At 67.1% G+C, this 14,206-nt stretch carries 10 protein-coding genes and 1 pseudogene; 6 read left to right on the forward strand and 5 right to left on the reverse strand.

Annotation, left to right across the window (positions count from 1 at the left end):
• The 5 genes and pseudogenes from OQZ28_RS12750 to hpnK all read left to right on the forward strand — a co-directional run.
• Positions 1-220, forward strand: a pseudogene (locus OQZ28_RS12750) (1-deoxy-D-xylulose-5-phosphate synthase); the annotation flags it as partial.
• Positions 217-879: an ABC transporter substrate-binding protein gene (locus tag OQZ28_RS12755; protein WP_130731433.1), complete on the forward strand. Its 663-nt coding sequence runs from the start codon at positions 217-219 to the stop codon at positions 877-879. The pseudogene OQZ28_RS12750 and the gene OQZ28_RS12755, both read left to right, overlap by 4 nt.
• Before the next feature lie 62 nt (positions 880-941).
• Positions 942-2,120, forward strand: coding sequence for a bacteriohopanetetrol glucosamine biosynthesis glycosyltransferase HpnI (gene hpnI / locus OQZ28_RS12760; RefSeq protein ID WP_458136349.1), 1,179 nt, complete (start codon positions 942-944; stop codon positions 2,118-2,120).
• Positions 2,121-2,223: 103 nt separating this feature from the next.
• Complete coding sequence (gene hpnJ / locus OQZ28_RS12765) at positions 2,224-3,648, forward strand: hopanoid biosynthesis associated radical SAM protein HpnJ (RefSeq protein ID WP_061272758.1); 1,425 nt, start codon at positions 2,224-2,226, stop codon at positions 3,646-3,648.
• A gap of 69 nt (positions 3,649-3,717) precedes the next feature.
• Positions 3,718-4,572, forward strand: a complete 855-nt coding sequence (gene hpnK / locus OQZ28_RS12770) for a hopanoid biosynthesis-associated protein HpnK (protein ID WP_458136350.1) — start codon at positions 3,718-3,720, stop codon at positions 4,570-4,572.
• Positions 4,573-4,631: 59 nt separating this feature from the next.
• Here hpnK and trxA read toward each other — a convergent pair whose 3' ends face one another.
• The 5 genes from trxA to tsaE form a co-directional block, all read right to left on the reverse strand.
• On the reverse strand, positions 4,632-4,961 hold the full coding sequence (gene trxA / locus OQZ28_RS12775) for a thioredoxin (protein WP_078525079.1): 330 nt from the start codon (positions 4,959-4,961) through the stop codon (positions 4,632-4,634).
• Positions 4,962-5,040: 79 nt separating this feature from the next.
• The gene (addA, locus tag OQZ28_RS12780; RefSeq protein ID WP_458136351.1) at positions 5,041-8,631 is read right to left on the reverse strand and encodes a double-strand break repair helicase AddA; all 3,591 of its coding nucleotides are present in this window, start codon (positions 8,629-8,631) and stop codon (positions 5,041-5,043) included.
• Positions 8,628-11,681: a double-strand break repair protein AddB gene (gene addB / locus OQZ28_RS12785; protein ID WP_458136352.1), complete on the reverse strand. Its 3,054-nt coding sequence runs from the start codon at positions 11,679-11,681 to the stop codon at positions 8,628-8,630. The genes addA and addB overlap by 4 nt, the downstream gene beginning before the upstream one ends.
• A complete protein-coding gene (locus tag OQZ28_RS12790; RefSeq protein WP_458136353.1) occupies positions 11,678-12,439 on the reverse strand; it encodes a nucleotidyltransferase family protein in 762 nt (253 codons plus the stop codon). The genes addB and OQZ28_RS12790 overlap by 4 nt, the downstream gene beginning before the upstream one ends.
• The gene (tsaE, locus tag OQZ28_RS12795) at positions 12,436-12,909 is read right to left on the reverse strand and encodes a tRNA (adenosine(37)-N6)-threonylcarbamoyltransferase complex ATPase subunit type 1 TsaE (protein ID WP_458136354.1); all 474 of its coding nucleotides are present in this window, start codon (positions 12,907-12,909) and stop codon (positions 12,436-12,438) included. Before tsaE ends, OQZ28_RS12790 begins: the two co-directional genes overlap by 4 nt.
• Positions 12,910-13,180: 271 nt before the next feature.
• On the opposite strand from tsaE, the gene OQZ28_RS12800 reads away from it, so the two are divergent.
• Positions 13,181-14,206 (forward strand): NAD(P)/FAD-dependent oxidoreductase, encoded by a 1,026-nt coding sequence (locus tag OQZ28_RS12800; protein WP_458136355.1) that lies wholly within the window; start codon positions 13,181-13,183, stop codon positions 14,204-14,206.

Here is a 14,206-nt window from a genome sequence, read left to right on the forward strand (position 1 = left end):
TGTCATGACGCACCTGGCCAAGACCGGCCTGCTCGACCGCGTGCGCTTCCGCCCCATGACCCTGCCCGACCGCTTCATCGACCATAACAGCCAGGAGGCCCAGTACCATGAGGCCGGGCTGGATGCGGTGGCCATTACCAATACCGCCCTTGATGCGCTGGGTGTCGGAATCAGCATGACGCAGCCCTTGCTAAAGACGGCAAACGGACCGAAATCATGAACATTATGAAACATGCCCTGAAAACCACCGCGCTGGCGCTATGCGCCGGCCTGATGGCGGCACCGGTCGTCCCTGCCGTCTTCCCCATCAATGCAGCCCATGCGGCCGCCGCATCCGACGCGCAGGTGCAGGAGCCGATCAAGGCCCTGTATGCCGCCCTCGACCGCGTGCAGGCCAAAGGCAGCGGCACATTCGAGCAGCGCTCGCAGATGCTCGCACCGGCAATCGACCGCGCCTATGACATGGAGGCCGTGCTCGCCTCCTCCATCGGCCCGCGCTACGCCACCCTGCCCGATGACCAGAAGCAGCAGCTCCTGACCACATTCCGCCAGTTCACCATTGCCCGCTATGTCTCGAGCTTCAAGCCGGGCAGCGATGCGCGCTTCACCATTGCTCCTGCCGTCACGCCCTCCCCGGTGGGGAACGACCGTATTGTTATAACGCATATCGGCTCGTCCGATGACCCGAGCGGGACCGAAATCAATTACGTGATGCGCTCGGATGCAAAGGGCTGGCAGATCGTTGACGTACTGCTCAATGCCCATATCAGCCAGGTGGCGGCACAGCGTGCGGATTTCAGCTCCGCCCTGTCTGGCGGGAATGTGCAAAAACTGACAAATCTGTTACAGAAGAAAATCAAGACCTTCTCGGAAGAATAATCTGACCCTTCCCTGACGTCTTTTTCATTTTGTTTCACGCGCGGGACCTTGCCGGAAAAATAATGTCTGTTTTCAACGCTCTTGTTTCACCCGCCGGACTGGCCGCGACTGTCGCGGCCGCCGGGTGCATGCAGGCAGCGGTAGGCACTTTTCTGGTCTCGCGTTTCCGCTGGCAGGAAAAACGCGTTGACCGGGCAGTGCCCCTGCCCCCGGTCTCCGTGCTCAAGCCGCTGCATGGCGATGAACCCCTGCTTGAGGAAGCCCTCGAGAGCTTCTGCACGCAGGACTATCCGCATATGCAGATCGTCTTTGGCGTACAGGCCGATGATGATGCCGCCATACCCATCGTGCGCCGCCTGATGGAACGCCATCCGGATGTGCCGATGGAGTTGGTGATCGACCCCACCTTCCATGGCGTGAACCGCAAGATCGGCAACCTGATCAACATCATGACGCGCGTGAAGCATGATGTGCTGGTCATTTCCGATTCGGACATTCATGTCGCACCCGACTACCTGCGCCATGTGGTGGGCGCCATGGTGCCCGACAATGTGGGGCTCGTGACCACGCTCTATGCGGGGCTGCCCGCCTCGAACACCGTGCCGCGCCTGCTGGCCGCCTGCCAGATCAACCACAATTTCCTGCCCGGCGTCATGCTGTCGCGCTACCTCGGGCGGCAGGACTGCCTCGGCGCCACCATGGCGCTGCGGCGCTCCATGCTCGATGCCATTGGCGGGCTCGAAGCCCTTGTGCCCCATGTGGCCGATGATGCGATCCTTGGCCGTTACGTGCGCGAGCACGGCAAGGACATCGCCATTGCCGCATGCATGACATGGACCACCGTGGGCGAAACCTCGATGCGTGAGGTACTGGCGCATGAACTGCGCTGGGGCCGCACCGTCAAGACCCTGGAACCGGCGGGCTATGCGGCCTCGGCCATCCAGCTGCCCCTGTTCTGGGCCACTGTTGCGGTGCTGCTGGCACCGCACGCGGCATGGACATGGCTTTTCTTTCTTGGTGCGTGGGGATGGCGGGGCGTATGTTCCTTCATCCTTGACCGGACACTGGCGCAGCGCAGCCTGCTGCCGTTACTGCTGCTCCCCCTGCGCGACTGGATCTCAGCCGCGATCATGGTGGGCAGCGTTACGGGCACAAGGGTTGCCTGGCGCGGGCAGACGATGCATGTCACGCCCCATTCGGTCATGACACCACGATCGCAACCCGCCTCCCCCGGTGACTGACCCCCCAGCCCGCCGGACCGTTTGAAAAAACCCACCCTGTAGTCAATAAGAACGGGTATTAAGGGAACCCCGTTCCCCGCCAGAACCCGAGGATACGCGTAGCATGATGAAAACCCTGTTTCTCCAGCCGCCTTCGTTTGACGGATTCGACGGTGGGGCCGGTTCCCGCTATCAGGCCAAGCGGGAAATCAAGTCGTTCTGGTACCCGACCTGGCTGGCCCAGCCCGCCGCCATGGTCGAGGGCAGCCGCCTGATCGATGCGCCGCCTGCCCGCATGGGCATGGAGCCGATCCTCGAAGACGTGCGCAACCGCGACCTCGTCATCATGCACACTTCCACGCCTTCCTTCGCATCGGACGTGCGCGTGGCCCAGATGCTCAAGGATGCCAACCCCAAGGTCAAGATCGGCATGGTTGGCGCCAAGGTGGCGGTGCAGCCTGAAGAGAGCCTGCTCAACGCCCCGCCGGTGGACTTCGTGGCCCGCAACGAGTTTGACTTCACCATCAAGGAAATGGCGGAAGGCCGCGAGTGGAAGGATGTCGATGGCATCTCCTGGCGCGACGCCGATGGCAAGATCGTGCACAACCGTGACCGCGCCATGATCGAGGACATGGACAGCCTGCCGTTCGTGACCGAGGTGTACAAGCGTGACCTGAAGATTGAAGATTACTTCATCGGTTACCTGATGCACCCCTACATCTCGATCTATACCGGCCGTGGCTGCAAGTCGCGCTGCACCTTCTGCCTGTGGCCGCAGACCGTGGGTGGCCATCACTACCGCACCCGCAGCCCCGAGCACGTGGCCGCCGAGATCCGCCTGGCGAAGCAGTATTTCCCGCAGGTGAAGGAATTCTTCTTCGACGACGACACCTTCACCGATGACCTGCCGCGCGCCGAAGCCATTGCCAAGGAACTGGGCAAGCTGGGCGTGACCTGGTCGTGCAACGCCAAGGCCAATGTGCCCCGCAAGACGCTGGAAGTGCTCAAGGCCAACGGCCTGCGCCTGCTGCTGGTCGGTTACGAGAGCGGCAACCAGCAGATCCTGCACAACATCAAAAAGGGCATGCGCGTCGAGACGGCCCGCGAGTTCACCAAGAACTGCCACGAACTCGGCATCAAGATCCATGGCACCTTCATCCTCGGCCTGCCGGGCGAGACGAAGGAGACCATTCAGGAAACCATCCGCTTTGCAACCGAGATCAACCCGCACACGCTGCAGGTCTCGCTGGCAGCGCCCTATCCCGGCACGTTCCTGCACCAGCAGGCGACCGAGAATGGCTGGCTGGATGAAAAGAACGCCGAGCTGATCGATGATAACGGCGTGCAGATCGCGCCGCTGCACTACCCGCACCTGTCGCACACCGAAATCTTCCAGAGCGTGGAAGAATTCTACCGGAAGTTCTACTTCCGCGCGCCCAAGATCGCCTCGATCCTGAACGAGATGGTGCGCAGCCCGCAGATGATGAAGCGCCGCCTGCGCGAAGGGGTGGAGTTCTTCCAGTTCCTGCGCGAACGCCGCGCGGCCTGATCCCGCAACGCCCATGCCGGAACCTTCGGGTTCCGGCATTTCTTTTTTCAAGCCACCCGGTTTTGCTGCATGAAGCGCGTCATCATATCCGCCGATGATTTCGGCCTGTCGGAAGAAGTCAACGAGGCCATTGAGATCGCCCACCGGGATGGGTTGCTGTCAACGGCGAGCCTGATGGTCTCCGGCCCCGCCGCAGCCGACGCCGTGCGCCGCGCCAGGAAACTGCCTGACCTGCGCGTGGGGCTGCATCTCGTGGCCATTGAAGGCCCCGCCACCCTGCCGCCTGCCGATATTCCGCTGCTTGTGCCCCAGGATGGCCAGTTCCCCTCCGACCAGCTCAAGCTGGGGGTGGAATATTTCTTCCGCCCTGCCGTGCGCCGTGAACTGGCCGCCGAGATCGAGGCGCAGTTCCGCGCCTTTGCCGACACGGGGCTGGCGCTGGACCACGCCAATGCGCACAAGCACATGCACCTGCATCCCACTGTGGGGCGCTACCTGATTGAAAGTGGCCTGCGCCATGGCCTGCGCGCGGTGCGCGTGCCGCTTGAGCCGCCCGAGCCGCTGCGTGCGGCCGGCACCTTTGCCGACACGCTGGGCGATGCCGCCCTGCGGCGGTGGACCGGGCTTTTGCGCCATCAGGCGCACAAGGCCGGGATGGTGACGAATGACTGGTGCTTTGGCCTGGCCTGGAGCGGCCACATGACCACCGAGCGCGTCTCGGCGCTGGCGGCCCACCTGCCTGATGGCCTGTCGGAAATCTATTTCCACCCGGCCACGGCCAAGAACAAACTGTTGCAGCGCCTCATGCCGACTTATGAGCATGAAGCCGAGTTCCGCACGCTCTGCGCGCCGGGCTTTCGCTCGGGGCTGGCCCATTCGGGGGCCACACCCACCACATGGACCGATGTGGCCTGCGGGCGTTAAGAGAAAAAAATGCCGCCTTTTTGAAAAAAGGCGGCACCCATAAACGTCCTGACCGATACTCAGCCCAGCTTGGATTCAACCCATGCCTTGAGCTGGCTCTTGGGCATGGCGCCGGTCTGCTGGGCTACAGGCTTGCCGTCCTTGAACAGGACCAGGGTGGGGATGCTGCGCACGCCATATTCATTGGGGGTGCGGAGATTGTTGTCGATATCGACCTTGGCCACCGTCATGCGGCCCTTGAACTCACCGCCGAGTTCTTCGAGTGCTGGCGCAATCATCTTGCACGGGCCGCACCATTCGGCCCAGAAATCAACCAGAACCGGCTCCTTCGAGTCGAGAACCAGGGTCTTGAACTGGTCGTCGCTGACCGCAATCGTGTTTTCACCCATCACTCAATGCTCCATTTACGGCAGCCACGGCTGCCTGTGTCCTTGCGTCCTGCTGACATGGCAATCGCCCGGCACGCGGTCAAGCCCGTACTGATCCCTTTAAGGCAACCCTGTCCGGTGCATAATGGTCGAGCAGCGCTGCTGGCAGGATGTCAACGCGCACGCCTTCGGTCCAGACCAGCACGCACACGACCTGCCTGCCGGGATAGACCCCGCGCAGCAGGGCGCGGTAGGCCGCCATCTGGCGCAGATAGAGCACGGGGGTCTGGTCAATATCGGCGGGCGGGTGGCGGTTGGTCTTGAAGTCGCACACCGTGACCGTATCGGCATTGACCGCCATGCGGTCCACCTGCCCCACGATCACCTGCTCGCCCACAATCCCGGCCAGCGGCTGCTCCACGCGGCTGCCGGGGGCAAACAGCGCCGCGAGTGCTGGCTGCGCCATGACCGCGAGCACCTCCGCCACCAGTTCATCACGCAGGTCCGCCGCAAGCCCCGCCGCCGGGCGCGACAGCCAGACATGGGCCAGTTCCGCCCGCGCATCGGGCGCGCAGTCAGGCAGGTACTGCAACAGGGCATGCACCAGTTGCCCGCGCTGCAGGGCGCGGGCGCGCCGGGCCGTGGCATCGGCGCGGTCACGCACCGTGCTGGCCGCAACCAGCGGCGAGCGCACGGCAGGCTGCGGGCCAAGGGCCACGTCATCGGGCCGGCTGGGTGCGAGCGGGCGGGCCAGCGGGCCCTCCGCCACGGGCAGCACGGGCCGCCACAGCGGCGCGTGGCCCATCCAGTCCGGCAGGGCAACCGGCTGTGCATCCAGTGCCGGGGCCTGCGCCCTGGGCATGGGGGCGGGCACGCTGCGCTGTTCCTCCAGCACAAGGCTTTCGCCCTCCCAGCCCAGATCGAAGGGGCGGGCCTCGGCGCCCGCCTGCTCGAAGCCACGGTGGCACAAATCGTACCAGCAGCCATCGGGCACGCCCCGGCTCGGCTTCCAGCCGCATACCACCAGCCGGTCGCTCGCACGGGTCAGCGCCACGTAGAGCAGGCGGTTATATTCCTCTGCCGCCTCCTGCCTGATCTTTTCCTGCAACGCCACGGTCAGGTCTGTGGCCAGTTCGCGGCGGGGCACCCAGATGGGGATATCGAGGTCGGTCCGCATGTCTTTTTTCCACAGGATGTTGGTGTCAGAGCGGGGGCTGGCGATGGTGTCGGGCAGCACCACCAGCCGCGCCTGCAACCCCTTGGCCCCATGCGCGGTCATGACACGCACCATGTTGGCCGAGGCATCGGGCTCGTGGCGCACGGTCTCGTCCGAGGCATTGAGCCAGTGCAGGAAACCCTGCAGCGAGATGGCATGCGCCTCCTCAAAGCGCAGCGCCGCGGAGAGCAGTTCATCCACCGGTTCCACCGCCTCGGGGCCAAGGCGGGCCAGCAGCCGCGTGCGCCCGCCCAGCGGGCCAAGGGCCTCGGCTAGAAGCTGGTAGGGCGTTGCGTAATCCACCTGCCGGAACAGCGTGTTGAAGATATGCCACGCCGCCGCCCAGTCCGGCCGCTCGGCATGGCGGGCGCGCAGCACGGCCCACAGCGGCTTGCCATCACGCCCCGTTGCCAGATGCATGAGCGATTCATCATCCAGCCCGCCAATGGGGGAAGTCAGCACGCAGGCCAGCGTCAGGTCATCCTGCGGCAGCAGCAGGCACGCGCACAGCGCCATGAGGTCCTGCACGGCAAGCTGGTCGGTCAGCACGGTGCGCACGAGGGTGGCCACCGGCACGTCGTTGGTTTTCAGCGCGCGGATCAGGGCGCGGGCAAAGGCCGAGCGGCGCGGCACGAGAATCAGCACATCCCCCGGCGCAAGAGGCGCCTCGCCCGCTGAGGGCGGCCTGCGCAGCTCGGCTGCAATCCAGGCGGCCAGCGTATCGGCCAGGCGTTGCTGGGCGGTGGACTGGCCCGCATTGCGGGTAGGGGCCTGCCAGGGGCTGACCGCCTCGCCATCCTCTTCCACCGGCACGGGGGGCCAGATCTCGACGCGGCCGCCCTGGCCGGGGCGGGCCGTGACATGGGGGGGGATGGTGCCATCGGGCTCGGCCACGCCACGGGCGGCGGCGGGGTTGGCGAATACGCTGTCCACCAGTTTGAGCACCGGGGCGGTGGAGCGGAAGGAGACGGTCAGGGCCGGTTCGCGCCACAGGGCCTCGGCTGCCGCGGCATTCTGGCGAAAGCGCTGCCGCCATGCGCGGAAGGCCTCGGGGTCGGCCCCCTGGAACGAATAGATCGACTGCTTGTAGTCCCCCACCGCGAAGATGGTGCGCGGCGTGCCCTCGTCATCATGCGTGCCCTCGCCCGCGAAGAACTCCGCCGTCAGGCCACCGGCAATGGCCCACTGGTCGAATGATGTATCCTGCACTTCATCAAGCAGCAGGTGGTCGATGCCGCCATCAAGCTTGTACAGCACCCATGCCGCACCGGGGTCGCGCAGCAGTTCGAGCGTGCGGTCGATCAGGTCGTCATAATCAACCATGCCCTGCGCGCTCTTGCGCGTGGCGTAACGCTCCAGCACCGGCTGGGCTACCGAGAGCAGCGCGCAGGTGAGTTCAAAAACCGTGATCGCGCGCATCTGCTGCTCGGTGGCGATGATGCGCGCAGCCTCCGCCAGCAACTGCTCGACCAGAATCGGGCACAGGGTGGCAAGCTTGGCGTTCAGCCCGCCACGCTGGCGGGGGGCCCCCTCGTTTGTAAGCAGCGCCTTGCGCCATACGGGCCATGTTGCAGCACGGGTGGCCGCATCCTGCCCCAGCCAGTCCAGCATGATGGCGGCCTGCGTCCTGACCGTGGGCGACCCTTCCTGCGCTGCAAAACGCAGGCCATCGCGCAGGGCGTCCTCATCGGGGATGGTGGCGCAGGCCTGGCGCAGCACCTCATCCACGCTGCGCCCGCTTATGCCCAGCAGGCGCATCAGCGCGGCCTCGACACTGGCCCGGTCGCGCACCCACTGCCGCGCCACCGGCAGCAGGCGGCGGGCATCCGCCTGCAGGCGGGCGATCAGGGATGTAAAGTCACCCACGCCGATCTGGCCCGCCAGCAGCCCCACGGCGGGGCCACCCGCGCCCACCACATCCTCAACTGCGGCACGCTGGGCCAGGCGGGCATCGGTCTCCTCGATCAGGGTGAAATGCGGGCTGATCGCGGCCTCGATGGGGAAGCGGCGCAGCAGCGACTGGCAGAAGGCGTGGATGGTGCCGATGCGCATGCCACCGGGCAGGTCGAGCACGCGGGCAAAGAGTTCACGCGCCACCTGCCGCGTGCGCTCATCCACCGGCACGGACAGGCGGGCAAGTTCGCCATCAAGCGCATCATCGGGCAGCATGACCCACCGGCCCAGCCGGTCCTGCAGGCGGATCGACATTTCCGCCGCCGCCGCCTTTGTGAAGGTCAGGCACAGGATGCGGCCGGGGTCGCTGCCCGCAACCCGGGTGGGCACGCCATCACGGTCAGGCACATCGCGCGGCAGCATGAGGCGCAGCAGCCGGTCGATCAGCAGCTTGGTCTTGCCACTGCCCGCCGAGGCCGAGACAAACACCGAGGCCTGCGGGTCGGACGCCTGGGCCTGGCTTTTATTGGCAAGGCCGATGGCGTCCATCGTGGTGCCAGCCTTGGGGGGGGCGACGTTCATCCGCCATTCTCCTCACGCGCAGCACTCCATTCGGCAACGCGGGCCAGATGGGCGTAATCGGCAAAGCGGGGTTCCTCGCCGGGATAGGGGTGCGACAGGTAGGGCTGGTCGGGATTGTCATACCCGGCCACCAGATCGCGCAGCCCTGCGCGGCACGAGGCGATCAATTCGGTCAGTTCCGCCCCGCGCGCCACGTCGAGCACCAGGGCGGGCACATGGCCGCCGGTCAGCCGCCAGTACACCAGTTCGGCCACCGTGCCCGCCACGGGGGGCGGAAAGCCGCCGCTTTCAATCATCGCGGCCTCAAGCACCAGTTGCGACTGCCAGCCCTCCAGCACGCTGCGGCGCGTGGGCAGGGTGCCGGTCTTGTAATCGAACAGGCTCAGCGTGCCATCATCGTGGCGGTCGATCCGGTCGGCCCGGCCGCGCAGGGTGAAGGGGCCGCCGGGCAGGTCTTCAAGCTGCATCCGCCCGCCCAGCTCGGTCAGCACCGTGCGCGGGCCGCCCGTCGTGCAGCGCGCCTGTTCGGTCGCAGCGCACCAGGTGGCGATGCGCTCCAGCCTTGGCGCCCACCAGGCGGCAAGGGCGGGGCGCAGTTCGGCCTCGCGCAGCACATCGGCAAAGACGGCCTGCATCTGTGCTTCGCCATCAGCAGGCCAGCCGGTGGGGTGGGCGCGGAACCAGCGGTCAAGGGCCGCATGCACGATCTGGCCGTAATCCGCCGCATCGGCCAGCTCCTCAAGGTCGGGCAGGCGGTTGAGGCGCAGGATGCGGCGGGCATAGATGGCGTAGGGGTCGCGCATCCATGTCTCGATCTCGGTCACCGACATGCTGCGCGGGCGCAGGGCCACAGGCGGCCGGGGGCGCGGCGGGCTTGCGGGCTGTACCAGCCCGCCGGGCGGCCGGTCGAGGCTGTCAAGCCAGCGCAGGGCGGGGTGCTGCGGCAGGACGTGGCCGTGCCCGGCCAGATAGGCATTGAGCCTGACCAGCCACCGCGCGGGCACGGTGGGGGCACCCTGCCGCCGTGCCGCCATGGACAGCACCACCCTTGGCGCGGCGCAGGCGCACGCAACAAAGTCATGCGCGGCCTGGCCTATGGCCCATTCGGGCGAGGGCAGGCCCACGCGGGTGCGCATGGGGCGGCTCATCCACGGCCCCGGATCGGTGGCGGGGGGCCAGACGGTTTCCACAAGGCCGCCGAGCACGATGGTATCGGCAGTCTGCAATCGCGCCTCGAGCAGGCCCCAGATGAACACGCGCGGATGCACCGCCGTGCCCTCGCGCCCGCGCACCGCACGCCGCCCCTGCACCGTCATGCCCGCAAGCGAGGAGGCCAGCAGCCCGTCAAGCGCGCCCAGCCGGGCCTCGGGCAGCACGTCGCACCATGCCAGCATGGCACTCATGTGCTGGCCCAGCGCGTTGCCTTCCTCGCCCGCCCACAGGCGCTCGGCCCCATCGGTGGTATCGGTCGCGGCAAGGGCCTGCGCGGTCTCGATCAGGGCGGCAAGCAGGGTGGAGACCGGCACAAGGCCCGCGCGTGGCAGGGCGAGCAGCGGGCCAAGGGCCGTTTCGATCCGGTTGATGAAGGCGGTGATTTCCTCCGGCGCGTCGGGCGCATCGGCCAGTGCGCCGTGCGGATCCTCCGCAGCGCGGGCCAGCGCGCCGCGCAGCCCGGCAATGCCCGGTGGCGGGGCGGGTCCGCGCAGCACCAGCCGCTCGAGCTGGCGGGCGCTGGCGCGGCAGTTGCCCGGCGCAAGACCACATGCCGCGAGCGGATGCTTGATGACCGAAAGCAGCGCCACGGGCGAAAGCCCGCCATCCACCGCCTGTATGATCAGCCGCAGGAAAGCGGTCTGCGGTATGGTGAGCAGGCTTTCGCCCGCGCTGTCATCGGCAATGACGCCCCAGCGCACCAGTTCGGTCGCGACCCGCCCGGCCAGCGCGCGGTCGGGGGTGACGAGGGCGGCCCGCCTGCCGGGCTGCTCGAGCACCTGGCGCAGCACCATCGCAATGGCGGCGGCTTCCTCCTGCTGGTCGGTGCTGCGCAGCACTGACAGGCCATCGGCCATGACCGGGGCCCCGGGTTCGCGCCAGCCGGCCAGCGCATGGGCGGGCAGCAGGGCGCGGGCCAGCAGGCTGGCGCGCGCAACGGGGCTGCTGGCAACGCAGCCGCGGGGCAGGTCGCCCCACTGTTCCATGCAGCCCCGCTCAAGGCCGAGTTCGGCCAGCATGTGCGCAGTGCCCGCCTGCGGGTGGTCTGGTGGCAGGTTGCACCAGACGGTATCTGCGCAGTCCATGTCCACGCCCGGCAGCACCAGCAGCCCATCGGGCAGCGAAAGCACGGCACGCAGCATGGCGATGGTGGATGGCACCGCATCGGAAAAACCCGCCGCCCAGATGGGGTAGCCCGCAGGGGGCGGCGCCTCAAGCCAGTGCTGCGCCTGCGCGTGCAGCAGGGCGGTCTGGCGAGCGACTGGGTTCATCACCCCCTGCTCGGCCAGCCATGCGGGCCAGACCTGGGTGATGATGGACAGGAACTGCACGGTCAGGTGCCAGTGCTGGGCAAAATCGCCTTCGGCGGCATGGGGCAGGCGTTCATGCAGGTCGCATTCGGCCCATTCCGCCTCATCCATCAGGTCGGCCAGCGCGCGGGCGAGCGGCCAGGCCTGGTCCACACCCTGCACATCGCCAAAGGCGCGGCCCGCCTGCATGACCAGCAGCGTAAGCGTGGCAAGGCGGCGCACGGGATCGACCGCCGGTGGCAGGTCGAGCGCGTTGCGGCCCGACAGCGCAAGGGCCGCCTCATCAAGCCCGGCAATGGGGGCGATGCGCGGCAGCAGGATGGGGCGGCCATCGACCTGGCGCACGAAGGCCTCGGTCAGGGCGCGGGCGGCACGGCGGCTGGGCAGCAGAATCAGTCCGTTGCCGCAGGCCTGCGCGTCATCCCCCGCCTGCGCCAGCCAGCGCGCGGCGATCTGGTCCACAAACGGCACATGCGGCGCAATGACGGCGGCGCGGCCGCGCACGCAGGGCGCTGCGGGCTGGCTCATAGCCCGGTATCCGAATCCGGGTTGAGGGTGGAATGCAGCACGTGCTCGGCGGCCGTGATATCGGCCGGGCGCGAGAGGTGGAACCACAGCGAGTCATGCACGATCACGCCCAGGCGGCCTGCCTCCATCGCCCGGTCCCACAGGCGGTTCATGCTGAAGCCGCCTTCCGGTGCTGCATCAAACAGCCGGGGCGAGACGATCTGCACGCCGGTAAAGACATAGGGCGTGATCTCGCCCGCGCGCGGGCGGCGCGGCCTGCCATGGGCATCAACGGCAAAATCGCCATGGCCCACCTCGCCTACCGCACGCGTCATGCCGCCAAGCAGCAGCATGGCATCCATGGAGGCGGGGTCGAACGCCGCCGCCAGCCGCCGCAGGGCAGGCACCGGGCCGTTGAGCCACATGGCATCGCCATTGAGCAGGAAGAACGGGTCCGGCCCGATCCGGCCCGCGCGCAAGGCACTCGCGGCACTGCCGCCGGTTTCAAGCAATGTGTCCTCGACCTGCTCCACGGTGCGGGGGCCACGATGGCTGGCGGCACGCGCGGCAAGGGCTGCATGGATGGCATCGGGCTGCCAGTGGGCATTGACCACCACCTGCGCCACGCCTGCCGCCTCGAGCCGGTCGAGCACGTGGTCCAGAATCGGCTGCCCCGCCACGCGCAGCAGCGGCTTGGGCACCGATTCGCTCAAGGGACGCATGCGGCGGCCCAGCCCTGCGGCAAAAACCATGGCGGTACGGGGCATGTTCACGCTCATGGGGCATCTCCTGTATCAGGGTTGGTCAACGGCAACCGCGCCAGTCGGGCTGCATCACCTGCCAGCCGGGCCACGCGCCCGCCGGCTGCATCCGGCACGAGGCTCACCCGCAACGCATCAGGCGGCGCCAGACCGCCCAGCCGGTCCGGCCATTCAACCAGCACGATGCCCTCGCACGCCTCATCCCACCCCAGCTCATACAGGGCATCAGGCCCATCAAGCCGCCACAGGTCAAAATGCGAGACCGGGGCTACCGGCGCTTCATAGACCTGCACCAGGGTGTAGGAGGGGCTGGGCACCTCCATTTCCCCATCTCCGCACAGGGTGCGCAGCAGGGCGCGGGCCAGCGTGGTCTTGCCTGCGCCCAGATCGCCTTCGAGCAGCACGACATCGCCGGGGCGCAGAATGGCGGCCAGCGCCCGGCCCAGCGCCTGCGTGGCCTGGGGGTCGGGCAGGGAAATTTCACGCACGGAAAGGTTTGCATCCATGCCACCAGTGTGCCCCCGCCCCGCCTTGGCGCACAAGAGGGATGGCAGGCGGGCCACCCGGAAAACCGTTTTTGTGCCCCATGTCATGATTGTGTGCTGAGAAATGTCTTTTCAATGGTTTAGCGCCTCTTGGCACGCCATCATGACACGCCAGGATGTGCCCGAGGCTTGCGCCGTGGGGCACAACCAAGCAAAACCGCACCTGACATATGCCTTTACCCAGACCACGGACTGCAGGACAGCTGAGCCGGACATGACCACGCCCTCCCCCACCCACACCACCGATGTCGCCATTATCGGCGCGGGCCCTGCCGGGCTGTTTGCCGCCTTTGAATGCGGCATGCTCAAACTTGGCTGCGTGCTGATTGACGCGCTTGATGAAATTGGCGGCCAGTGCGCAGCGCTCTACCCCGAAAAACCGATCTATGACATTCCCGCCCACCCCGCGATCGAGGGTGGCGCGCTGATCGAAGCCCTTGACCGCCAGATCGCGCCCTTTGACGTGCCGCGCCTGCTTGGCCGCCGGGTCGACAGCCTTGAGGGCACGCGCGGCAGTTTCCGCCTGGGCACCACCAGGGGCGACGTGATTGAAGCCCGCGCCGTCATCATCGCTGCCGGTGCGGGCGCATTCGGCCCCAACCGCCCCCCGCTTGAGGGGCTGGACGCATTCGAGGCCACGGGCAGCGTGCAGTATTTCGTGCGCCGCCGCGCCGATTTTGCAGGCAGGGACGTACTGATTGCAGGCGGTGGCGACTCAGCGGTGGACTGGGCGCTGTCATTGCGCGATGTGGCACGCAGCGTGAAGCTGGTGCACCGCCGCGACCGCTTTCGCGCCGCCCCCGAAAGCCTGCGCCAGCTTGACGAGGCCGTCAGCCGTGGCGAGGTGGAAAAGATCATCGGCTACCAGCTGCATGGCCTGCACGGCACGGACGGCGCGCTTGCGGGCGTGGACCTGGCGACACTCGATGGCACGATCAGGCATGTGGCGTGCGACCACCTGCTGCCCTTTTTCGGGCTGGCGACCGACCTCGGGCCGATTGCCCAGTGGGGGCTCGACACAGTGCGCGGCACCATTCCCGTCATCCCTTCCACCTGCGAGAGCAGCCTGCCCGGCATTTTCGCGGTCGGCGATGTCGCGACCTATCCCGGCAAGCTCAAGCTGATCCTGCAGGGCTTTACCGAAGGGGCCATGGCGGCCCATGCCATCCACCCCATCGTGCACCCGGATACGGCGCTGCATTTTGAATATTCAACCAGCAAGGGCGTGCCCGCAGGCTGA

Source organism: Komagataeibacter sp. NFXK3 (assembly GCF_054182245.1).

Coding starts and splice junctions, on each gene's coding strand:
- hpnJ (WP_061272758.1), top strand. CDS start 2,224: ATGATGAAAACCCTGTTTCTCCAGCCGCCTTCGTTTGACGGATTCGAC.
- OQZ28_RS12800 (WP_458136355.1), top strand. CDS start 13,181: ATGACCACGCCCTCCCCCACCCACACCACCGATGTCGCCATTATCGGC.
- hpnK (WP_458136350.1), top strand. CDS start 3,718: ATGAAGCGCGTCATCATATCCGCCGATGATTTCGGCCTGTCGGAAGAA.
- addA (WP_458136351.1), bottom strand. CDS start 8,631: ATGAACGTCGCCCCCCCCAAGGCTGGCACCACGATGGACGCCATCGGC.
- hpnI (WP_458136349.1), top strand. CDS start 942: ATGTCTGTTTTCAACGCTCTTGTTTCACCCGCCGGACTGGCCGCGACT.
- trxA (WP_078525079.1), bottom strand. CDS start 4,961: ATGGGTGAAAACACGATTGCGGTCAGCGACGACCAGTTCAAGACCCTG.
- OQZ28_RS12755 (WP_130731433.1), top strand. CDS start 217: ATGAACATTATGAAACATGCCCTGAAAACCACCGCGCTGGCGCTATGC.
- addB (WP_458136352.1), bottom strand. CDS start 11,681: ATGAGCCAGCCCGCAGCGCCCTGCGTGCGCGGCCGCGCCGCCGTCATT.
- OQZ28_RS12790 (WP_458136353.1), bottom strand. CDS start 12,439: ATGAGCGTGAACATGCCCCGTACCGCCATGGTTTTTGCCGCAGGGCTG.